We start from the raw sequence: 21,194 nt of genomic DNA, 5'->3' as shown, positions 1-21,194 counted from the left end.
ATTCATAACGGAAATTATAATTATCCACAATTCAAGAAGTTTATAATTTCCTATTCATTATAAAAAAGTAAAGGGATAGAATTCTTATCCCTTCAACTCTTCTCTATTTGCTCTTATGATATTTCCTAGATTCTCAATATTGTCTTGAACCTGTCTTAAAATTTCATCTGCGTATTCTTTAGCTCCTAATCTTATTTCTTTAGCAGTAATTTGAGCTTCTTCTATTATCTTTTCAGCTTGTTTTTGAGATTTTTTTATTATCTCGCTATTATCTACTTGCTCTTGCATGTATAGCTTTGTATTCTCAACAATACCATCTGCTTCTTGCTGAGCTTCTGCGAGTATTCTTTGTCTTTCTGTATTTATCCACTCTGCTTGTTTTATTTCGTCAGGAATTTGAAGTCTTATTTCTTTTATGATTTCTAACATCTCCTTCTTATCAACTAAGACCTTGCTTCCGAACGGAATACCTGAGCTGTCCTCTAGTATATCTTCTAACTCTTCTAGTAGCTTTAAGATTTCCATGTCTATTCCCCCTTACCATACTTATCATTTAACTTCTTCAAAACTACATCTGGAACTAAATACGATATATCTCCATTAAATTTTGCAACTTCTTTGACTAGACTTGAACTTAAAAAAGAATATTTTGTGTTTGTTGTCAAGAATATAGTTTCAACATCTGAATTTAACTGATGATTCATCTGAGACATTTGAAGTTCATATTCAAAATCTGATACAGCCCTTAATCCTCTTATTATAGCGGATATATTATTTTCTCTACAATAATCTATTAGTAGCCCTGAAAATGTATCTACTTTTACATTTTCTAAGTTAGACGTTGTCTGCTTTAAAAGTTCAAATCTTTCTTCAAAATTAAATAATGACTTCTTATTAGGATTGTTTAGTACTCCAACAATCAGTTTATCAAATAACTTAGAAGCTCTCACTATTATATCTAAATGACCATTTGTTATAGGGTCAAAACTTCCAGGATATATAGCTATTCTCTCCATTTTATTCACTCCATTCGTAAAAAGAAATATTTGTATTTCCATATTTCTTTTCTCTATATCTAACTAGATTTTCTACCTTTTCAGGTAAAATATCTTTTATATCATGCTCAACTAATATTATACCATCTTCTTCAAGCAGTTCTCTTTTACTTATTTCTTCTAATGCAGGTACTATCAAATTCTTTAAGTATGGTGGGTCCATAAATATTATATCAAATCTATCTCTTTTAACTGATAACTTGTTTATACCACCTATAGCATCTGCAAATATAACTTCACTCTTATCTGTGAATTTAGTGTTTTTCAAATTTTCTCTTAGAAGATTTATGCTTTCCTTACCGTTATCTACAAAAGTACACATATTAGCTCCTCTTGATAGACATTCTATGCCTAAAGAACCTGTCCCACAAAACAAGTCTAATACAAAGCTATCTAATACTTTATTATTTATAATGTTAAATATAGATTCCTTTACTCTATCTGAAGTTGGTCTAATATCTGTACTTTTAGGTGTTTTAAGTCTATGTCCTTTTACACTTCCTGAAATTACTCTCATTTACACCCTCCTTTGTGTATTGTACCATAAATCTAATATTTAGTTTAGAGATATATTATCTAGTTTTTCATTAAATTTATTTATTATTTCTTCTTTTAGCCTTTTATTTTTCTGTAAGGTTAGTTTTGGATCTTCAAGGATTATAAGTTTGCACTCTTTTTGGACTTCTTTTAGTATTTTCATATGCTTGAATATATTAGCAATTTTAAGTTCTGGGATTCCATGCTGCCTTGTCCCAAAAAATTCGCCAGGTCCTCTTAACTGCAAATCCTTTTCTGATATTTTAAATCCATCTGTGCTTTGTTCCATTATCTTCATTCTCTCTAGAGAAATCTCATTTTTAGATCCATATATAAGTATACAATAAGATTTATGCTCTCCTCTACCAACCCTTCCCCTTAGCTGGTGAAGTTGTGCAAGTCCAAATCTTTCCGCATTTTCTATTATCATAAGCGTTGCATTTGGGACATTAACACCTACTTCTATAACTGTTGTTGATATCAATATATCTATGTTTCCACTTTTAAATTCTTTCATTATTTCATCTTTCTCAGATGGTTTCATCTTTCCGTGAAGCAAACCAAGTCTTAAATCACTAAAATAGTTAACTCTAAGTTCTTCTAATAACTCTGTTGCAGCTTTAGCCTCAATTACTTCTGATTCTTCTACTAAAGGACAAACTATATACACCTGTCTTCCAAGTTCTACTTGACTTCTAACAAAACTATACGCCCTGTCTCTTTTTTCTTTTGGAACTGCAAACGTATCTATTTTTTGCCTTCCAGGAGGAAGTTCATCTATTATTGATATGTCTAAATCGCCATATAAAATAAGTGCTAATGTTCTTGGAATAGGTGTAGCTGTCATAACAAGAACGTCGGGATTTTGACCTTTACTTGACAGTTTGTTTCTTTGAGTTACCCCAAATCTATGTTGTTCATCGGTTATTACAAGAGCTAAATTCTTAAATTCTACATTATCTTCTATAAGTGCATGGGTTCCAACTAATATATCTGTCTCCCCACACTTAACTTTCTCTAGTGCTAGCTCTTTTTGTTTCTTTGTCAAACTTCCAACTAATATATCTACCTTTATATCGAATTTAGATAATATTTCACTTAACGAGCTATAGTGCTGTTGTGCTAATATTTCAGTAGGAGCCATCATAGCACCTTGATATCCATTTAATACACAGTTAGCAAGCCCTAAAAGTGCTACAACAGTTTTTCCAGATCCAACATCACCTTGAACTAATCTGTTCATAACAGTATCACTTTTCATATCTTCTAATATATCATTTAGTGCTTTATTTTGAGCTTTAGTAAGAGAAAATGGAAGACTATTTATTACTTCATACAATCTTTCACTTTTTCTCATGCTTATTCCTTTTTTGTTTATAGATCCACTTTTTAAATAAAATAATCCTAACTGAAGTAACAAAAACTCTTCAAATACAAGTCTATATAGTGCTATCTTTAAATTATTCATATTCTCTGGGCTATGTATATTTCTTATTGCAAAATCTATACTGCACAGCTTATTTTTTGCAATAAGATCACTCGGTAAATATTCTTTTATTTCTTCACCTAGACCTGATATTACACTTTTTATTATATTTGAGAGTTCTTTATTTGTAATTCCATATGTAAGCTGATATATAGGAGTTATTTTTCCTATATATTTTCCACTTTCTTTTGTTCCTAACTCTATTTCAGGACTTAACATTTCAATTTTTCCAAATTCCCTTTTTACCTTTCCATAAGCTATTATTTTATCTCCTTTGTCAAAATTGTTTAGTATATAGCTTTGGTTAAAAAAAACTAATTTCACAACCCCAGTATCATCTTGTACACTTATCTTACTTATAGTCATTTTATCTTTTATTTTGCTACTCTCAAATCCAACTATAATTCCTTCTATAGAAATCTTTTCTTCATCTTTCAGTTCAAATATCTTTTTGAATTTACTTTTATCTTCATATTGTCTTGGAAAGTAATATATACAATCTGCAATTGTATATATGCCTAGCTTATTTAGCTTTTTATACTTTTTAGGACCTATTCCCTTAAAGTATTGAAGAGAGTTTTTTATATCCATTAAAACCACCTCAAATGAAAAATAAGGGAAACTCTTATAGTTTCCCTATTCTACAGAAATAATATAGTAATATAAAGGCTGTCCTCCGTGATAAACTTCGATATCTATATAATCATATTTTTCTTCTAATATGTTTTTTATTTCATTTGCAGCTTCTTCGTCTATTTCTTCTCCATAAAATAAAGTTATAATTTCACTATCTTCATCTACTAATTTGTCAATTAAATCTAAAGTTATTGTTTTAATATCACTACCTGAGTTTGTTATACTTCCTTCTCCTATTCCTAAGATGTCTCCTTCTTTTATGTCTACATTATTTACAGTTGTATTTCTAACTGCAAATGTTACTTGACCTGTTTTTACATTTTTAAGTGCATGAGTCATAGCTTTTTCATTTTCAACAGGCTCTGCGTCAGCATTGAAAGCTAAAAGCGATGAGAACCCTTGAGGTATAGTTTTAGATGGAATAACTATTACATTTTTATCCGAAACTTCCTTTGCCTGATTTGCAGCCATTAATATATTGCTGTTATTAGGAAGTATTATTATATTCTTTGCATTTATTTTTTCTATTCCTTCTAAGAAATCTTGAGTACTAGGATTCATCGTTTGACCACCTTCTATTATATGGTCTACCCCAAAATCCTTGAATATAGAGCTTAATCCACTTCCCATAGCAACACTTATAAATCCATATTCTTTCATTTCTTCTTGCTTGTAGCTTTCAACAAGTACATTTTCATGTTGAATTCTCATATTATCTATCTTTATTTTGCTCAGCTGTCCATATTTTATAGCTTCCTGAAGAACTATACCAGGATCATTTGTATGTATATGAATCTTTATTAAAGAATCATCTCCAACTACAACTAAGCTATCTCCATATTTTTCTATTTTATCTCTCATTTCACCAGGAGATACCTTATCACTTTGTAAAATAAATTCTGTGCAGTAACCATACTTTATATCAGCTAAATCTATCTTAGGTTCTTCACCATGTTCTATATAAGTATCGTCTACATTTATATCTAAAAGATCAATATTTTCTCCTATTAAAGCTTTATAAAACCCTTCATAAATTACTAAAAGTCCTTTTCCTCCAGAATCTACAACTCCAGCCTCTTTTAGGGCTTTAAGTAGCTGTGGAGTTTTGTTTAATGAGTTATTAGCCTCTTTAATAACCATACTCAAGAATTTTTCAATATCTTTTTCTTTATTTGATATTTTAACGGCATATTCAGCACTTTCTCTTGCAACAGTTAGTATAGTTCCTTCTATAGGTTTAATTACAGCTCTATAAGCAGTGTCTGATCCTTCTTTTAGGGCGTTAGCAATATCTTGTGTTGATAATGCATCTTTTCCTTCTATTGACTTTGAGAATCCTCTTAATAACTGTGATAATATAACACCTGAGTTTCCTCTAGCTCCCATTAATGATCCTTTCGATAGGGCTTTTCCTATATCTGTTATTTTATCAGTTGAGATTTTTGAAACTTCACTTATTGCAGATGACATAGTCAAAGACATATTAGTTCCTGTATCTCCATCTGGAACTGGGAATACATTTAACTTGTCAATTAGTTTTTTGTTGTTCTCTAAATTGTTGTATCCACATATAAGCATGTTCTTTAATAATTTTCCATCTATGTGTTGTACTTTCAATTTTTTTCCTCCTACCTATTGTGTACTCTAACTCCTTGTACATTTATATCTATTCTGTTTACTTTAAGTCCTGTAAACTTTTCTACACTATACTTAACTCTGTTTATTATATTGTCAGCTACCACTGATATCTTTGTTCCATATTGTATTATAACAAACAGTTCGATATTAAGCTCCTGTTCATCTATCTGAACTTGAACACCTTTACTTATATGCTCTCTTTTTAATAATTCTACTAACCCATCAACTTTAGATTTGTAACCCATTCCTACAAGGCCATAACATTCTATAGCTGACTGACTTGCTATTTTTGCTATAACTTCAGTGTCAATATAGATATTACCATAATTATTAACTATCTTTCCACTCATTTTTATACCCCCTCCAATTTATGAATATAAATTTATTCTATATTATATAGACGGTTTATTCAATATAAATCTAACATTTCTATTGCAAAAGCTTTTCTAATGTGATAGTATTAAATGTGTTTTTAGACGATGTGAACACAGTTTTAAAGGAGGTGTTTATAATGGCAAGAGTTTGTGAGGTTTGTGCAAAAGGAATAGTTTCTGGAAATCAAGTAAGTCACTCTAATCGTCACAATAAAAGAACTTGGGCTCCAAACTTAAGAAGAGTTAGAGCTATAGTTAATGGTACTCCAAAAAGAGTAAACGTATGTACTAGATGCTTACGTTCAGGAAGCGTACAAAGAGCTATATAGTATACTAAAAGCCTACTTTTTTAAGTAGGCTTTTTCTATTTCTTTCTCATAAAAAATTTAACTATACTAGATAAAAACTTCGGTAGCTTGATAGTTATAATTCTCATATAATGCCCCCCTTTTTTACTTAAAACAAATAAGACATCCACATATAATAAGACCAATTGCAAATAAAGTCATCCAAAGCCAATTAGGTAAAATTAATGTCAATATAAGACTAATTCCAGTTGCTATAGCAACCAAACCAAGCAAATGCTTTGTACATCTTCTCATAATCATCACCCCAATATAGAGTTCATATAATTAATTTATTCAACAGACTTTATTTTGATACAAAAAAAGAGCCGCAAAGGCTCTAATTTTTAGATTTTATTATAAGTAAATACCCAGATGTAATTTCTATTTTACATTCATCTTCAATCATTACGTTTGATATCCCTCTTGATGTTCCAAATTCCAAATCAAAGTTATGTAGTGGATACTCTAATCCACTAAGTGTAACTCCTTTTACATCACCAATCAAAGGAATAATAGAAACTGTATCCCCTTTTTTTCCATATATAGTTTTTTCTTTGTTAGCTATATATATTTCACTACTTTCATCTACTATTTTGCAATCAATTCCTCTATTTATCAAATAGTATAAATAGTTTATATTGCCTAGAGTATGGTCTACTCTTTTGCCTAATGCCCCTAATAGATGTATTTTAGTAGCTCCTATAGATACTGCATAGTCAATTGCTATTTCTGTATCTGTTTTGTCCTTTTTAGATGGGAATTTTTCAAAATTTACTTTTTCTTCTAAATAGTATCTTTTTACAATCTCATCTATTGAATCTAAATCTCCGATTATGATGTTTGGAATTATATCCATTTTGTATATACTATTAGACGCTCCGTCTGCACATATTATATAATCATATTTTTTTAGTTCTCTTTTATAAAAATTAAGATCATTAATTTCGCCATTTACAACTATTGCTACTTTCAATCTCTCACTTCCTATATTTTACTATTTTCTCTAAATTTATCTACTGTTTCACTTATGTTTTCACTATTAAATATAGCCGATCCTGCAACTATAATATTAGCTCCTGCCTTTACAACTTCTATAACATTATTTGGATTTATACCACCGTCAACCTGAATGTCTACATTTAATCCTCTATCATCTATCATTTTCTTAAGGTCGTATATCTTAGGTATCATACTTTTTATGAATGATTGCCCTCCAAAACCAGGATTTACAGTCATTATAAGCACCATATCTATATCTTCTATAACATGCTTTATAGTTTCTATTGGAGTTGCTGGATTTAAAGAAACTCCTGCTTTTATTCCTAATGATTTAATATTTTGTATTGTTCTGTGAAGGTGAGTACAAGCTTCTTGGTGAACAGTTATTATATCAGCTCCAGCATTTGCAAATTCTTGTATATATAAATCTGGATTTTCTATCATTAGGTGAACATCAAATACCATATTAACATCTTTTCTCAAGCTTTTGACTATAGCCGGACCTAGTGTTATATTCGGAACAAAATGTCCATCCATTACATCTATATGCAAATATTCACAACCTGCATTTTCTACTTTCTTTACATCTTCTAGTAATCTTGCAAAATCAGCTGAAAGAATAGATGGTGCTAATTTTATCATGATTAATACCTCCTTTTTCTGTCCCTTATCTCATGTAGTAATTGTATATAGCTATCATATCTATATCTAGATATAGTTCCTTCTTCTAAAGCCTTTTTAACCTGACAATCAGGCTCATTTTCATGTAAGCAGTTCTTGTAAAATTTGCATTCTGAAGAAAGCTCTCTAAATTCTATAAAGTATTCTTTTAAATCTATAGCTTCTATTTCATCTAAAGATAATGAGCTAAACCCTGGAGTATCGGCAACAAGTCCTCCTTCTTCTAATCTAATTAACTGGGCATGCCTTGTGGTATGCTTTCCCCTTTTTACCTTCTCGCTTATCTGACCTACTTCAAGCTTTAAGTTAGAGTCTATACTGTTAAGTAAACTTGACTTTCCAACTCCTGAAGGACCTGCAAAAACTGATATATTATTTTTAAGTTCCTCCTTTATTTCATCTATTCCTATATTGAGTTTATTACTAACTGGAATTATATTGTAACTACTTCCGTATATACTCTTTATCTCTTCTAAATAATTATCATCATCTAAATCTACTTTACTTATACATATAACAACATTAAGACCCTCTTTTTCTGCTAATACTATGAATCTATCTAGCAAGGAAAGATTTGGCTTTGGGTTCTTTACAGCAAAGACTATTATGGCTTTTGTTACATTAGATATTGGTGGTCTTATTAATTCGCTATCTCTATCGTGTATATCTTCTATAACTCCTTTTTTATTTTTATCATCTACAATACTTATGTCCACCATATCTCCAACAAGAGGAGTTATTTTTTTCTTTCTAAATATTCCCCTTGCCTTACATTCATACAATCCTTGTTTTGTGTCTACATAATAAAATCCGCCTATGCCTTTTATTATTCTTCCTTGAACCATGCTCTCCTCCTTTAGAATTGTACTTCTATACTCTCGTATAAACTTCCATCTACATATATTTCATACTTTTTCTTTCCACTTCCTTGTATCTGAATTGTTATAGTTTTTCCAACTTCCAATGTATTAATATTATTGTTGTATATAGTTGTTGATTTTCCGTTATCTATTTCATTAACAGTTACATTAAGTGATTCTTTATCTTCTGGAAGAGTTATAGTGAGACGCTTTGTTGTTATTTTTTGTTCGTTACTAGGTTTTTCTTCCTCTTTGTGCTTATTGATAGTTAAGTTTATTCTACTTCCTTCTTCTACTCTTTGCCCACTTCTTAAACTCTGACTAACTATGACATCATTTCTCAAAGTGTTATCCGATATATAGTCTATATTTGCTATTACCAATCCCTTTAAATCTAGTTTTGCCTGTTCTAAAGTTTTACCTACTACATTTGGAACATCTATAAGCTTTACTTCTCTCCCTTTACTTACTGTTAAATTTATTTCACTACCTTCTTTTAGCTCAGTTGATGGCTGTGGATCTTGTCTTATTATAAGCCCTTCAGGTATATTGCTAAATTCATATCTTATTATACCTTCTTTAAGATTATTTTCTTCTAGTATTTTATTAGCTTGGTCTAGATTTTTATTTAACAAATCTGGAGCAATTGTTATTTTTCCACCCTTGCTAACATCAACTTTAATAATGTATCCTTGTTTTACTATAGTTCCTGGCTCTGGAATTTGAGCAATAATGTGATTTTCTTCAACAGTTGAGTCATATAATTCTCTTCTTACCTGTAAAGATAATCCCATTTCTTCTAATCTTTGTTTAGCTTCTTCTATCGAAAGATTTTCTAAATCTGGAACTTCATATTCTTTTACAATGAATATGTCCTTAAGGAAATAAGCACTGATTGTAAGTACTAAAGCTAGTACAAGTCCTAATGCTACAGCTAGTATAGTTATTCGTTTTTTATTCTGTGTAGGTTTTTTGTTTTTCTTAGGTTTTACAATTGGTTTCTTAGGTATATCTACTTTTTCTATATCTGTAACATCTATTTTTTTTGTAGCGTAATCTTCATAACTATCATCAAAATTAGGATTAATATTATTTTGAATAAACTCTATATCTCTTATTAATTCTTCGGCTTTTGAATATCTATTTGATTGATTCTTTTGTGTTAATTTATTTACTACCATAACAACTTCTTTTGGTATTTCTTTTTTAATTTCTTCAGGAAATGCCAATTCATCATTTATATGTTTTAATGCTATATTTACAGGACTATCTCCTTTAAATGGAACTTTTCCCGTTAGCATTTCAAACATAACTATTCCCAAAGAGTATAAATCTGACTTTGCATCTATATATCCACCTCTAGCTTGCTCAGGTGAAAAGTAATGAACAGAACCTATAATACTTCCCGTACTAGTTATAGTAGATGTTGTTGCAGCTTTTGCTATTCCAAAATCAGTAACTTTAGCTAATCCATCTCTTGATATTAAAATGTTGTGTGGTTTAATATCTCTGTGAATTATATTCTTTTTATGCGCTTGAGATAAAGCCATAGCAATTTGTTTTGTTATATCTATCACAGTAGAATAATCTAACTTGCCTTCTTTTTTTATTAATTCTTTTAAATTTAATCCATCTACATATTCCATAACTATGTAGTGGATGTTATCTTCTTGTCCTACGTCATAAATATTTACTATATTTGAATGTGTAAGACTTGCAGCTGCCTGAGCTTCATTTTTGAACTTTTGAAGAAATTCCTCGTCATTAACAAATTCAGGCCTTAATATTTTAAGTGCTACAATTCTATTTAAAAGAGTACATTTGGCTTTATATACAAAGGCCATTCCACCATCGCCTATTTTTTCTAGGACTTCATATCTATTGCCAAGTAATTTACCTACCACTATATCACCACTCTCTAATTATATTGATATGAATAAAACAGTTATATTATCGCGTCCACCTTTTTCGTTAGCTAGTTCTACTAGTTTTTTACAAAACGTTTTAGAATCTTTGTATGTATCTAAGACTTGTATTATCTTATCATCAGATACATAATTTGTAACACCATCTGTCACTAATATCACTTTATCATTTTCTTGTATTTCTTCTATATAAGTATCTATTTTTAATCTTTCGTCAGTTCCTATAGCTCTTGTTATAACATTCCTTTGTGGATGTGTAAGAGCATCTTTTTTTGTTATTATTCCTTTTTCTATTAGTTCTTGAACTAATGAGTTATCTTTTGTTACTTGTGTCAATTTATTATTTTTATATATATAGCATCTACTATCCCCAACATTTGCTATATATAGCTTATTTTTGTAGAGTATGCACGTTGTTAAAGTTGTTCCCATGCCCTTATACTCTTCATTTTGTAATGAGTTATTATATATTATATCATTTGCACTACGATATGCACTTTTTAATGTAATAAAAATATTGTCATCACTGACTATATTTATATTAGATAACTTATCTTTTATATATGTCAATATACTTTCTATTGCTAGTTTACTGGCAATTTCTCCTTTATTGTGTCCCCCCATACCATCTGCTACTGCGTATATGTATATACACTCATTATCTATTTGTATACTATCAACACCATAATAATCTTCATTTAATTTTCTAACCATACCTATATCTGATATAGCATAATGCTTCATAAATTTACCTCCATAAATACAAATAGATTCTATAAATTTCTTCTTCTAAGTTGTCCACAAGCCCCTTGTATATCACTACCCATTTCTCTTCTTATAGTTGTTTCAATTCCACTACTTTTCAGTATATCTTTGAATGTATTTATATATTTTGTATCTGGTTTTTCATAACTTCTTTCATCTACTTTATTTATCGGTATCAAATTAACATGACATAATAATCCCTTTAGTTTGTTAGCTAGAATCTTAGCTTCATCTTTGCTGTCATTAACTCCTTTTATTAAAGAGTATTCAAATGTTATCCTTCTATTTGTTTTTTCTATGTGATATCTACACGCTTTTAGTATATCATCAATTGAATATGCTTTTGCTATAGGCATTATATCTTTTCTTTTTTCATCAGTTGCAGCGTGAAGAGATATAGCAAGATTTATAGGAAGTTTTAAATCAGATAACTCATACATCTTTGGTACAATTCCGCAGGTAGAAAGCGTTATGTGTCTATATCCTATATTAAGCCCATTTTTTTCATTGACTATTTTTAAGAACTCTTTTACTTCTTCAAAGTTATCAAGTGGCTCGCCACTTCCCATCATTACTACATTAGACACTCTTTCACCTACATCTTTTTGTATCTTTAGTATCTGATCTATCATCTCAGATGCTTTTAGGTTTCTTTCTAATCCATCTATTGTTGATGCACAAAAACTGCATCCCATTCTGCATCCTACTTGAGTTGAAATGCATACGGACACGCCATGTTTATATTTCATCATTACACTTTCTATTATGTTTCTGTCTTCTAATGAAAATAAATACTTTCTAGTATCATCTATTTTTGATGACATTTTCTTGTATATAGATAAATTAGTAATGCTTGCTAATTCAGAAAGCTTTTCTCTCAAAGACTTAGACAAATCTGTCATATCATCTATACTTTCTGCTCCTTTGTATATCCATCTAAAAACTTGAGTTCCTCTGAATGCTTTTTCATCAATAGTTTGCATAAATTCTTTCAGTTTTTCTTCACTTAATGATTTCAAATCTATTTTTTCCATGTTATTACCTTACCCTTCTAATCTTAGCTATGAAAAAACCATCCATCCCATGGATATTTGGATATAACTTTATATATCCATTGCTTTGGTTTTCTAAATCTATTTTTACATTTTCTATAGGTTCAAGCTCAAAGTTACTATTTTTTCTTAAGAATTTATTTACTATTTCTATATTTTCTTCATCTTCTATTGTACATGTACTATAAATTAACAGTCCACCTTTTTTTACATATTTCGAGTTAGTATTTATTATTTTCTCTTGTATTTTAGGAAGGTCTTTTACTTCGTTTTTATCTTTATATTTAATCTCTGGCTTTCTTCTTATTATACCAAATCCTGAACAAGGGGCATCCACTAGTACGTAGTCAAATTTACCTATATTTTTATCATCAAGCTCTGTTGCATCAAATTTCTCTATTTTTATATTAGAAAGTCCCAGTCTCTCAGCTGATTGATGTATTAATTTTAACTTATGTTCGAATATGTCCCTGGCAATAACAGTTCCTGTATTTTTCATAAGTTCTGCTAAATGTGTACTTTTCCCTCCTGGTGCACTGCAACAATCTAATATCAAAGAATTTTGTTTAGGATTTATTACATGTCCAACAATCATAGAACTTATGTCTTGAACTTGAAAATATCCTTTCTTAAATAGATCATTATTTTCTATATTTTTAATATTATATACTTTTATACAATTATCTATTAGATTTACTTTATCACAGTTTATATCTTGATCTTTAAGCTTTTGAATAAGATCGTGTATGTTTGTTTTTAATGTATTTACTCTTATATATATCGGTGGCTTTTCGCTATTTGCCTGTAGTAAGTCCTCCACAAATTCTTCTCCAAATTGTTTAATCCACTTTTTTATCATCCATGGCTGATACGAGTATTTTATAGATAAGTGCTTTACTAAATCTGTGTTTTTATTTGGATATTTTATATTTCTTTCATTTCTAAGGACATTCCTTAAAACTCCATTTACAAATCCATATGCTTTTTTATAATATTTTTTACACAGATTTACACTTTCATTTACTGCTGCAAAATCTGTAACGCTGTCTAAAAATAGTATTTGATATATCCCCATCTTGAGTATCGCTTTTACGTAGGGTGATAATTTATTCGTCTTAATACTAGAAAAATCATCTATTATATATTCTAAAAAGTACTTATTCTCTATAACTCCATATATAAGTTCTGTAGCAAATCCTCTATCTTTATTATCTAATTTGCTACCTTTCAAATATTTATTTACAGCAATATTAGAGTAAAGTCCATTATTTTCTATATCATAAATAGCTTGTAGAGCTATTTCTCTAGCAGTCTTCATTTTTCTTCCTCCTTTGAATGAAAATAAGTCCTAGTAAAACTAGGACTTAAAACTTAATCCCTTCTATTATTTCTAAGCACAATTAATCTAAGTAATTGTGATACTGCAGCAGCTGCTGCTGCAACATAAGTTAAGGCAGCTGCATCTAATACTCTTTTGCTAGCACCTTCTTCACTTTGTGCTATTAAGCCATTTTCTCTAAGCTGAACTATAGCTCTGCTTGAAGCATTAAATTCAACAGGTAAAGTAACTATTTGAAAAAGAACTGCTCCTAAAAATAAAAGTATTCCTATATCTATGAAAGATGGACTTACTGCAAAACCAAGCAGTATAAATATCCACGCCATAGAAGAGCCTATATTGGCTATTGGAACTAAAGTATTCCTAAAAGTAAGTGGGGCATATCCTATAGCATGTTGTATAGCGTGACCAACTTCATGCGCTGCAACTGATACAGCAGCTACAGAACTTCCGTTGTATACTTCATTTGAAAGTCTAACAACTTTGCTTCTTGGGTCATAGTGATCTGACAATTTTCCTCTCGATAATTCTATACCTACATTATTTAACCCATTTTTGTCTAGTATGAATCTAGCTACTTGAGCTCCTGTAAATCCTTTTGATGTATATACTCTTAAGTATTTTGCAAAAGTTGATTGAACTTTATTTTGAGCATAAAGTGTAAATAGTATAGCCGGTAGTAGTATTATATATGTTGAGTCAAATCCATAATAATATGGAACCATCTAAACCCCTCCTTCAAAAAATTCTATAGCTTTCTTTATTTTCATTGTATCTATTTCTGTGTTAATGCATGGACCATGAGGTCTTTTGTTAAATACTCCAACAACAGGAATACTTTCAACATCTTGAATTCCGCTAGTTAAATCTCTTTCACATGCTACAGCAATTATTGCTTTTGGCTTATTTTCTTTTATTATTTTTCTAGCTAGTGTTCCCCCACTTGCTACAAATACATTAACCCCATATTCTTCTTTTATATCTAGTAGGTCTGATACATTGCACTTTTGACACCTAACACAGTTGTTTATGTCATTTGTGATTTTGTGTTTACAAAAGCTCTTTTGAATACAATGTGGTGTTAAAATCATTATATCTTTAGGACTAATCTTGTATTTATTTGAATATATATATTCATTATTAAGGTGTACGTATACATTTCTTATATCGTTTTTTGGTATTCTAAAAAGTTTAGATAGATATATTATAAACGGATAAAATGTACTTATTATTTTGAAGTTTATCTTCATAATATTCTTACTTACTTTTTTATTAGATAAAATTGCATACGATGAACCTATTGAAAATATGATTATTCCTAAAAGTACTAATATAATTGTGTTAAATAAAGCTAGTAGCAAATTGATTGTATTTATATTATCTCTTGTAAATATATAATTTAAAAATAAACTAAACCCACAAATGGCAGTAGCTAAAATAGTCATTATAACTAAAAACTTGTTCTTATTGTTCACTTTTTTCACCTAATATAATATCTTTTTCTATAGTATTTCCTTTTATATATTCCTGTACTTTAACTCTTTTTTTGCCAGGCATTTGAATTTCTTCAACAACTAAAATTCCACGCCCACAAGCAACATATATACCTTCGTCTGAAACTTTTATTATTGTTCCAGGTTGTTTTGAAGTTTTTTCATTGTCTAATGCAGTACTTTTCCATATCTTCATCATATTTCCCTTATAACTTGTAAATGAACTTGGCCAAGGATTTGTACCTCTTACTAGGTTATATATATCTTTTGCACTTTTATTCCAATCTATATTTCCAAGGTTTTTATCCATAATAGGAGCATACGAAGATTGTGAATCATCTTGCTTTTGTCTAGGTGCATTTCCTTGTTTTATTAAATTTAGAGTTTCTTTTAATACATCTGCACCTAAAATAGCTAATCTATCATGTAGCTGACCTGCATTTTCTTCATTCCCTATTTTCGTTTCTATTTTTAGAATCATATCGCCAGTATCTAATCCTTCATCCATATACATAGTTGTAACACCTGTAACTTCTTCTCCATTTATTATAGCCCAATTTATAGGAGCTGCTCCTCTATACTTTGGTAAAAGAGATGAATGTACATTTATGCATCCATACTTTGGAATTGAAAGTATTTCTTTAGATAGTATTTGTCCAAAAGCGATAACTATTATTATATCTGGGTTTAAATTTTTAAGTATTTCAACAAACTCTTTATCTTTAACCTTCTTAGGTTGATAAACCTCTATTCCATGTTTTAATGCTTCTTCTTTTACTGGTGGCTGCGATATTTTATTTCCTCTTCCTTTTGGCTTATCAGGTTGAGTTATAACAGATATAATATCATAACCTTCATCTATTAACATTTTGAATGACGGAACTGCGAAATCTGGAGTTCCCATGAATACTATTCTCAAATGTATCACATCCTTATATTTAGTTTTCTTCGATTCTTCCTTCAACTCTATCTATAAATAGTATTCCATCTAGGTGGTCTATTTCGTGACATAATGCTCTAGCTAAAAGATCTTTCCCTTCTACTATTACAGTTTCTCCATTTCTATTTAAACCTCTTACTTTAACGTAAAGTGGCCTTTTGACCTTTCCATATTTTCCAGGTACACTAAGGCATCCTTCTTCTCCAGTCTGGCTTGAACGCTGCTCTATTATCTCTGGATTTATAAGTTCTATAAGTCCATCTCCTACATCAACTACTATAACTCTTTTTAATATTCCTATTTGAGGAGCAGCAAGTCCTACCCCATCTGCATGATACATAGTTTCTGCCATATCTTCTAATAATGTAATAATCTTTTGATCTATATTTTCAACTACTCTAGATTTTTTTCTTAAAACAGGATCGTTATCTTTTTTTATTATTCTAAGCGCCATATAATTTCCTCCTTAAGGTTATAATATACTATCTGGATCTGTATCTATACTTATATTTATATCTGAATCTAGGAAAGCATCTCTTTTTTGTACACATATATACTTTATTATACCCTTTAACAATTTTATTTCAATATTTAAATCCTTAAGTAGTATCTGCCACCTATAATTCATATTTATTTTAGATATAGGACAAGGATTTGGTCCTAGTATAAATTCAAAATCTTCTATACCTCTTTTTCTTAAAAGATAAACTATTCCATCATATATCTTTTGTATATTTTTTATTACATTCTTTTCATTTTTCCCTGTTACAACTATACTCATTAGACTATTAAACGGCTTATAATTAAATATCTTTCTAATTTTTATTTCTTCATTATAAAAGCCCTTATAGTCATGATTCTTAGCGTATTGTATAGAGTAGTGGTCTACATCATAGCTTTGAAGTATTACTTTTCCACTAAGATCTGCTCTTCCAGCTCTTCCAGAAACCTGACTTATTATTTGAAATGTTTTCTCTGAACTTTTAAAATCTGGAAAATTAAGTATCATATCTGCTGATAATATTCCAACTAGTGTAACATAAGGAAAGTCTAGTCCTTTACTTATCATTTGTGTTCCTATAAGAATATCTGCTTCTTTGTTTTTGAATTTATTCAGTATATCTTCGTGAGATCCCTTTTTAGCTGTGGTATCTTTATCCATTCTAAGAATTCTTGCATCTGGAAAATATTTTTTGACTTCTTCTTGTATTTTTTCTGTTCCTATTCCGAACTCTTTTAGATATAAACTATTACAACTTGGGCATTCTTTAGGTATATTAACTTCATATCCACAATAGTGACATTTTCCACTATGTGTATTTTTATGGTACGTCAATGATATATCACAATTTGAACATTTAAAAAGGTACGCACATTTTCTACAAGATACAAAGCTAGCATAACCTCTTCTATTTAGAAATAGTATTGTTTGATTTCCATTTCTTAAATTTTCACTTATTTCATCAAATAGTGCTCTACTAAATATGCTTTTATTTCCAATATTTAATTCTTCTTTCATATCAACAACTTGTATTTCTGGCATTTGGTTTTTATTTGCCCTATTTTTTAGCTCTATTTTGCTATACTGTCCTGTTTCACATTTATAATATTCTTCTATAGGCGGTGTTGCCGATCCTAATAAAAGTATAGAATTTGTTTCTTTACACAACCTTTTTGCAACTTCTATAGTATTGTATTTTGGACTTACATCTGATTTATAGGAGCTTTCATGAAACTCATCTATAATCACTATACCTAGATTATTACATGGTGCAAATATAGCAGATCTTGCACCTATCACAATCTTAACATTTCCTTCCTTTACCCTTCTGTATTCATCATGTCTTTCTCCTTTTGATAACTTACTATGAAATACAGCTATCGTATCATTAAATCTATTTTTGAATCTAGCTATAGTTTGAGGTGTCAAAGATATTTCTGGAACTAGAACTATGCTATCTTTTCCATTTCTTAGCATTTCATCTATTATCTCTAGATAAATCTCCGTTTTTCCACTTCCTGTGACACCATGAAGTAAAAAAGGTTTTTTATCTTCTTTATATATGCTATTTTTAAGTAAATTTACAGCATAAATTTGCTCTTCATTTAGAATTATATCTTTTTTATCTACTTTATAACTTATAGTTGGTTTTCTATAGTAGTTTATTTTCTCTATTTTTATAAATTTCTTTTCTTCTAAAGATTTTATAGACGCTCTATTAACATTTAATGCTTCAATAAGATCGCTAATAGCCATATTTTGATTATTTCTTAGAAAGCTCATTACCTGAGCTTGTTTAAATGATCTTTTCTTATTTAGATTTTCTATGACATCATCGATTTGTTCATTTGGAATATTTAACTTTACAGTATATATATACTTTTCATTTTTTATACTCTTAGATTCCCAAACTATATCTATTATGTTGTTTTGGTTCATTTTTTTTATAATTGAATCAATACTATAATCAAATTTGCTTTTAAGTTTACTTAAAGTTATACTCCCCTTAGCTTTTCTTATTTGGTTTAGTAGATTTCTTTCCTTTTCATTTAATTCTTTTGCATCGTCATTTATTAATTTGATTACTTTGTAAGTATCTACCCTAAATCCTTTAGGACAGATACATTCTATGGCTTCTATAAATGTACAGATATATTCTTCTTTCATCCATTTTATAAGATTTATATCCGATTTCCTTAAAATAGGCTCTTGATCTAGTACATCCATTATTTCTTTTGTATCGTATTCGCCTTTTTCATTAGTAATATCAAACACAAATGCTTCTATAGGCTTATTCGATCTTCCAAATGGAACTAATATTCTATGTCCAATCTCAACTTCATCTAGAAGGTGATTTGGAATTTTGTAGGTAAAGAAATTATCTGTGTAGCTTGAATTATTATTAATAATAACTTTTGCGTATATTTCCATTCAAACACCTTCTTACATTAGAAAAAAAGCATCTTGATAGATGCTTATTTCTCTAATAATAATTTTATTTTATCTAATATAATATTTGAAATTTCAGTTTTAGTCATTTTAGGATAATTCTCTATATTACCATTTTTATCTATTATCTTTACTATATTAGTATCTACTCCAAAACCGGCTCCTTCTTGAAGTAAATCATTTGCAACTATAAAGTCTAGATTTTTTTTCTCTATTTTTTTCTTTGCATTTTCTATTAAATCATTAGTTTCTGCTGCAAATCCAACTAATATTTTATCTTTTTTTATTTCTCCTAGTTCTTTTAGTATATCTTTGTTTCTATCTAGTTCTATTACTAAGTCATCGTCAGTTTTTTTAATTTTCCTATCAGCTATGTGTTTAGGTTTGTAGTCTGCAACAGCCGCTGACTTTATTATTACGTCTTGCTCATTCATATTTTCTATAACAGCATCATACATTTGTTTTGCTGATTCTATAGGTATAAATTTTTCTAGTCCTGTAGGTTTATCAAGCTTTGTTGGACCTGAAACTAATGTAACTTTAGCTCCTCTTTTTACAGCTTCAGTAGCTATAGCATATCCCATTTTTCCAGTTGATCTATTAGTTATATATCTTACTGGATCTATTTTTTCTACTGTAGGTCCAGCAGTTATAAGTATATTTTTTCCTTCTAGGTCTCTTTCTGTTGTGAGTATTTTAACTATACTATCAACTATAACTTCTGGAGATGCTAACTTTCCTTTTCCAACATCTCCACAAGCTAATCTTCCTTCTTCTGGATCTACAAATTTGTATCCTAATTCTCTAAGCTTATCTATATTAGATTTAACTATAATATTTTCATACATATTTGTATTCATAGCTGGAGCTATAAGCACAGGTGCTTTAGTTGCCATTACTGTTGTAGATAACATATCATCTGCTAGACCATTTGCTATTTTTCCTATTATATTTGCTGTAGCTGGAGCTATTAAAAATAGGTCTGCTTTCTGTGCTAAAGAGATATGCTCTATATCCCAAGTTTTAGGTTCTTCAAACATATCAACCACAACATAGTTCTGACTCAAACTTTGAAATGTAAGAGGTGCTACAAACTCTGCAGCTGACTTTGTCATTATTACATTTACATTTGCATTTAGTTTTTTTAGTCTACTTACTATATCGCAAGATTTATATACAGCAATTCCTCCAGTTATTCCAATAACTATGTTTTTGCCTTTTAGCATACTCTATTCCTCTTCAACTATTTCTTCTTTTTTATTTTCTTCTTCCATTGCTTTCATTTCAGCAGCAGTTATTGGTCTGTGAGTTAATTTCCCTTCGTTCATTTCATAAGTTGCTATACTTACTGGCTTTATTTCTTTTACCTTTACTAATTTTGGATCACCATCTATTAATTGTCTTGCTCTTTTTGCAACAGCTACAACTAAAGTGTACCTGTTGTCTACTTTTGTTAAAAGATCGTTTACTGATGGATATAACATTTTATAACTCCTCCTTAAATTGCTTTATTATATTTTCTTTGTATCTAGCTACTTTATTCTTCTCTGAGCTTATTATACTTTGTAATTCATATACTGCTCTTTCTACATCTTTATTTATTATAAAGTAATCGTAATTTTCTATTTTTTCTATTTCAGATATTGCACATCCAAATCTTTTAGAGATATCTTCTTCAGTTTCAGTTCCTCTCTTCACTATCCTATCTTTTAATTCTTTTAGTGATGGTGGCAATATAAAGATAAACACTCCCTTAGGATATTTTTCTTTGACTTGCATAGCACCTTGAATATCTATCTCAAGCAAAACATCTCTTCCTTCAGATAATGTATCAAGAACTGCTTTCTTAGGAGTTCCGTAGAAATTGTCGTACACCCTAGCATATTCTAAAAATTCTTCTTGTTCTATCATATTCTCGAATTTTTCCTTCGATATGAAGAAATAATTCACACCATCAACTTCTCCTTCTCTTGGATTTCTCGTTGTTGCTGAAACTGATATTTTAATTTCTTTGTTTTTGTTTAATAGTTCCTTACAAATTGTTCCTTTTCCAGCTCCTGAAGGACCCGATACAACTATTAAAAGGCCTTCTCTATTCATTTCATATCTTCCTTCCT

The 21,194-nt window shown here is 29.6% G+C and carries 23 protein-coding genes; 1 reads left to right on the top strand and 22 read right to left on the bottom strand.

The window, feature by feature from the left end; translation table 11 throughout:
• Positions 1-84 precede the first annotated feature (84 nt).
• Genes CLOTH_RS01020 through CLOTH_RS00995 form a run of 6 tightly spaced genes read right to left on the bottom strand, consistent with a single transcriptional unit; the run spans position 85 to position 5,702 of the window.
• The gene (locus CLOTH_RS01020) at positions 85-525 is read right to left on the bottom strand and encodes an ATPase (protein WP_079410321.1); all 441 of its coding nucleotides are present in this window, start codon (positions 523-525) and stop codon (positions 85-87) included.
• A gap of 2 nt (positions 526-527) precedes the next feature.
• Positions 528-1,016 (bottom strand): pantetheine-phosphate adenylyltransferase, encoded by a 489-nt coding sequence (coaD, locus tag CLOTH_RS01015; RefSeq protein ID WP_079410319.1) that lies wholly within the window; start codon positions 1,014-1,016, stop codon positions 528-530.
• A 1-nt stretch (position 1,017) separates the two neighbouring features.
• On the bottom strand, positions 1,018-1,572 hold the full coding sequence (rsmD, locus tag CLOTH_RS01010; protein WP_079410317.1) for a 16S rRNA (guanine(966)-N(2))-methyltransferase RsmD: 555 nt from the start codon (positions 1,570-1,572) through the stop codon (positions 1,018-1,020).
• Positions 1,573-1,611: 39 nt separating this feature from the next.
• Positions 1,612-3,669: an ATP-dependent DNA helicase RecG gene (gene recG, locus CLOTH_RS01005; RefSeq protein ID WP_079410315.1), complete on the bottom strand. Its 2,058-nt coding sequence runs from the start codon at positions 3,667-3,669 to the stop codon at positions 1,612-1,614.
• A gap of 45 nt (positions 3,670-3,714) precedes the next feature.
• Positions 3,715-5,292 carry a DAK2 domain-containing protein gene (locus CLOTH_RS01000; RefSeq protein ID WP_079411066.1) on the bottom strand — a complete coding sequence of 526 codons (1,578 nt, stop codon included), beginning with the start codon at positions 5,290-5,292 and terminating at the stop codon, positions 3,715-3,717.
• Between the two features lie 50 nt (positions 5,293-5,342).
• Positions 5,343-5,702: an Asp23/Gls24 family envelope stress response protein gene (locus CLOTH_RS00995; RefSeq protein ID WP_079410313.1), complete on the bottom strand. Its 360-nt coding sequence runs from the start codon at positions 5,700-5,702 to the stop codon at positions 5,343-5,345.
• 161 nt (positions 5,703-5,863) lie between these two features.
• Between CLOTH_RS00995 and rpmB the strand changes: the two genes are divergently transcribed.
• Entirely contained in the window at positions 5,864-6,055 is a 192-nt protein-coding gene (gene rpmB, locus CLOTH_RS00990) for a 50S ribosomal protein L28 (RefSeq protein ID WP_079410311.1), read from the top strand.
• A gap of 123 nt (positions 6,056-6,178) precedes the next feature.
• Here rpmB and CLOTH_RS10520 read toward each other — a convergent pair whose 3' ends face one another.
• From CLOTH_RS10520 to gmk, 16 genes are all read right to left on the bottom strand, one after another.
• Positions 6,179-6,328 carry a 2-oxoglutarate translocator gene (locus CLOTH_RS10520; protein WP_143715395.1) on the bottom strand — a complete coding sequence of 50 codons (150 nt, stop codon included), beginning with the start codon at positions 6,326-6,328 and terminating at the stop codon, positions 6,179-6,181.
• Between the two features lie 82 nt (positions 6,329-6,410).
• Positions 6,411-7,046 carry a thiamine diphosphokinase gene (locus tag CLOTH_RS00985; protein WP_079410309.1) on the bottom strand — a complete coding sequence of 212 codons (636 nt, stop codon included), beginning with the start codon at positions 7,044-7,046 and terminating at the stop codon, positions 6,411-6,413.
• A gap of 11 nt (positions 7,047-7,057) precedes the next feature.
• Positions 7,058-7,714: a ribulose-phosphate 3-epimerase gene (rpe, locus tag CLOTH_RS00980; RefSeq protein ID WP_079410307.1), complete on the bottom strand. Its 657-nt coding sequence runs from the start codon at positions 7,712-7,714 to the stop codon at positions 7,058-7,060.
• A gap of 2 nt (positions 7,715-7,716) precedes the next feature.
• Positions 7,717-8,598: a ribosome small subunit-dependent GTPase A gene (rsgA, locus tag CLOTH_RS00975; protein WP_079410305.1), complete on the bottom strand. Its 882-nt coding sequence runs from the start codon at positions 8,596-8,598 to the stop codon at positions 7,717-7,719.
• Positions 8,599-8,609: 11 nt separating this feature from the next.
• Positions 8,610-10,517 (bottom strand): Stk1 family PASTA domain-containing Ser/Thr kinase, encoded by a 1,908-nt coding sequence (pknB, locus tag CLOTH_RS00970; protein ID WP_079410303.1) that lies wholly within the window; start codon positions 10,515-10,517, stop codon positions 8,610-8,612.
• Positions 10,518-10,535: 18 nt separating this feature from the next.
• Positions 10,536-11,282 (bottom strand): Stp1/IreP family PP2C-type Ser/Thr phosphatase, encoded by a 747-nt coding sequence (locus CLOTH_RS00965; RefSeq protein ID WP_079410301.1) that lies wholly within the window; start codon positions 11,280-11,282, stop codon positions 10,536-10,538.
• A 29-nt stretch (positions 11,283-11,311) separates the two neighbouring features.
• Complete coding sequence (rlmN, locus tag CLOTH_RS00960; protein WP_079410299.1) at positions 11,312-12,337, bottom strand: 23S rRNA (adenine(2503)-C(2))-methyltransferase RlmN; 1,026 nt, start codon at positions 12,335-12,337, stop codon at positions 11,312-11,314.
• Between the two features lie 4 nt (positions 12,338-12,341).
• Positions 12,342-13,673, bottom strand: a complete 1,332-nt coding sequence (rsmB, locus tag CLOTH_RS00955) for a 16S rRNA (cytosine(967)-C(5))-methyltransferase RsmB (RefSeq protein ID WP_079410297.1) — start codon at positions 13,671-13,673, stop codon at positions 12,342-12,344.
• A gap of 53 nt (positions 13,674-13,726) precedes the next feature.
• Entirely contained in the window at positions 13,727-14,419 is a 693-nt protein-coding gene (locus tag CLOTH_RS00950; protein WP_079410295.1) for a zinc metallopeptidase, read from the bottom strand.
• Positions 14,420-15,169, bottom strand: a complete 750-nt coding sequence (locus CLOTH_RS00945; protein WP_143715393.1) for a DUF116 domain-containing protein — start codon at positions 15,167-15,169, stop codon at positions 14,420-14,422.
• Positions 15,159-16,106, bottom strand: coding sequence for a methionyl-tRNA formyltransferase (gene fmt, locus CLOTH_RS00940; protein ID WP_143715392.1), 948 nt, complete (start codon positions 16,104-16,106; stop codon positions 15,159-15,161). The genes CLOTH_RS00945 and fmt overlap by 11 nt, the downstream gene beginning before the upstream one ends.
• 19 nt (positions 16,107-16,125) lie before the next feature.
• Positions 16,126-16,581 carry a peptide deformylase gene (gene def / locus CLOTH_RS00935; RefSeq protein WP_079410293.1) on the bottom strand — a complete coding sequence of 152 codons (456 nt, stop codon included), beginning with the start codon at positions 16,579-16,581 and terminating at the stop codon, positions 16,126-16,128.
• Positions 16,582-16,599: 18 nt separating this feature from the next.
• Positions 16,600-19,059: a primosomal protein N' gene (priA, locus tag CLOTH_RS00930; RefSeq protein WP_079410291.1), complete on the bottom strand. Its 2,460-nt coding sequence runs from the start codon at positions 19,057-19,059 to the stop codon at positions 16,600-16,602.
• Positions 19,060-19,103: 44 nt separating this feature from the next.
• Complete coding sequence (coaBC, locus tag CLOTH_RS00925; protein WP_079410289.1) at positions 19,104-20,303, bottom strand: bifunctional phosphopantothenoylcysteine decarboxylase/phosphopantothenate--cysteine ligase CoaBC; 1,200 nt, start codon at positions 20,301-20,303, stop codon at positions 19,104-19,106.
• Between the two features lie 3 nt (positions 20,304-20,306).
• Positions 20,307-20,561 (bottom strand): DNA-directed RNA polymerase subunit omega, encoded by a 255-nt coding sequence (rpoZ, locus tag CLOTH_RS00920; RefSeq protein WP_079410287.1) that lies wholly within the window; start codon positions 20,559-20,561, stop codon positions 20,307-20,309.
• A 1-nt stretch (position 20,562) separates the two neighbouring features.
• A complete protein-coding gene (gmk, locus tag CLOTH_RS00915) occupies positions 20,563-21,177 on the bottom strand; it encodes a guanylate kinase (protein WP_079410285.1) in 615 nt (204 codons plus the stop codon).
• Between the last annotated feature and the right edge of the window lie 17 nt (positions 21,178-21,194).

This window comes from Alkalithermobacter paradoxus (assembly GCA_002029295.1).
Lineage (GTDB): Bacteria > Bacillota > Clostridia > Peptostreptococcales > Peptostreptococcaceae > Alkalithermobacter > Alkalithermobacter paradoxus.
The sequence above is the reverse complement of the archived record's forward strand: the minus strand, read 5'-3'. Positions and strand labels throughout refer to the sequence as shown.

Excerpts from the sequence above, each read along its gene's own strand:
- coaD (WP_079410319.1), bottom strand. The coding sequence starts at position 1,016 with ATGGAGAGAATAGCTATATATCCTGGAAGTTTTGACCCTATAACAAAT.
- rsgA (WP_079410305.1), bottom strand. The coding sequence starts at position 8,598 with ATGGTTCAAGGAAGAATAATAAAAGGCATAGGCGGATTTTATTATGTA.
- gmk (WP_079410285.1), bottom strand. The coding sequence starts at position 21,177 with ATGAATAGAGAAGGCCTTTTAATAGTTGTATCGGGTCCTTCAGGAGCT.
- CLOTH_RS00950 (WP_079410295.1), bottom strand. The coding sequence starts at position 14,419 with ATGGTTCCATATTATTATGGATTTGACTCAACATATATAATACTACTA.
- rpe (WP_079410307.1), bottom strand. The coding sequence starts at position 7,714 with ATGATAAAATTAGCACCATCTATTCTTTCAGCTGATTTTGCAAGATTA.
- priA (WP_079410291.1), bottom strand. The coding sequence starts at position 19,059 with ATGGAAATATACGCAAAAGTTATTATTAATAATAATTCAAGCTACACA.
- rpmB (WP_079410311.1), top strand. The coding sequence starts at position 5,864 with ATGGCAAGAGTTTGTGAGGTTTGTGCAAAAGGAATAGTTTCTGGAAAT.
- coaBC (WP_079410289.1), bottom strand. The coding sequence starts at position 20,303 with ATGCTAAAAGGCAAAAACATAGTTATTGGAATAACTGGAGGAATTGCT.
- CLOTH_RS00995 (WP_079410313.1), bottom strand. The coding sequence starts at position 5,702 with ATGAGTGGAAAGATAGTTAATAATTATGGTAATATCTATATTGACACT.
- CLOTH_RS01020 (WP_079410321.1), bottom strand. The coding sequence starts at position 525 with ATGGAAATCTTAAAGCTACTAGAAGAGTTAGAAGATATACTAGAGGAC.
- CLOTH_RS01000 (WP_079411066.1), bottom strand. The coding sequence starts at position 5,292 with ATGCTTATATGTGGATACAACAATTTAGAGAACAACAAAAAACTAATT.
- rlmN (WP_079410299.1), bottom strand. The coding sequence starts at position 12,337 with ATGGAAAAAATAGATTTGAAATCATTAAGTGAAGAAAAACTGAAAGAA.
- recG (WP_079410315.1), bottom strand. The coding sequence starts at position 3,669 with ATGGATATAAAAAACTCTCTTCAATACTTTAAGGGAATAGGTCCTAAA.
- rsmB (WP_079410297.1), bottom strand. The coding sequence starts at position 13,673 with ATGAAGACTGCTAGAGAAATAGCTCTACAAGCTATTTATGATATAGAA.
- def (WP_079410293.1), bottom strand. The coding sequence starts at position 16,581 with ATGGCGCTTAGAATAATAAAAAAAGATAACGATCCTGTTTTAAGAAAA.
- rsmD (WP_079410317.1), bottom strand. The coding sequence starts at position 1,572 with ATGAGAGTAATTTCAGGAAGTGTAAAAGGACATAGACTTAAAACACCT.
- CLOTH_RS10520 (WP_143715395.1), bottom strand. The coding sequence starts at position 6,328 with ATGAGAAGATGTACAAAGCATTTGCTTGGTTTGGTTGCTATAGCAACT.
- CLOTH_RS00965 (WP_079410301.1), bottom strand. The coding sequence starts at position 11,282 with ATGAAGCATTATGCTATATCAGATATAGGTATGGTTAGAAAATTAAAT.
- rpoZ (WP_079410287.1), bottom strand. The coding sequence starts at position 20,561 with ATGTTATATCCATCAGTAAACGATCTTTTAACAAAAGTAGACAACAGG.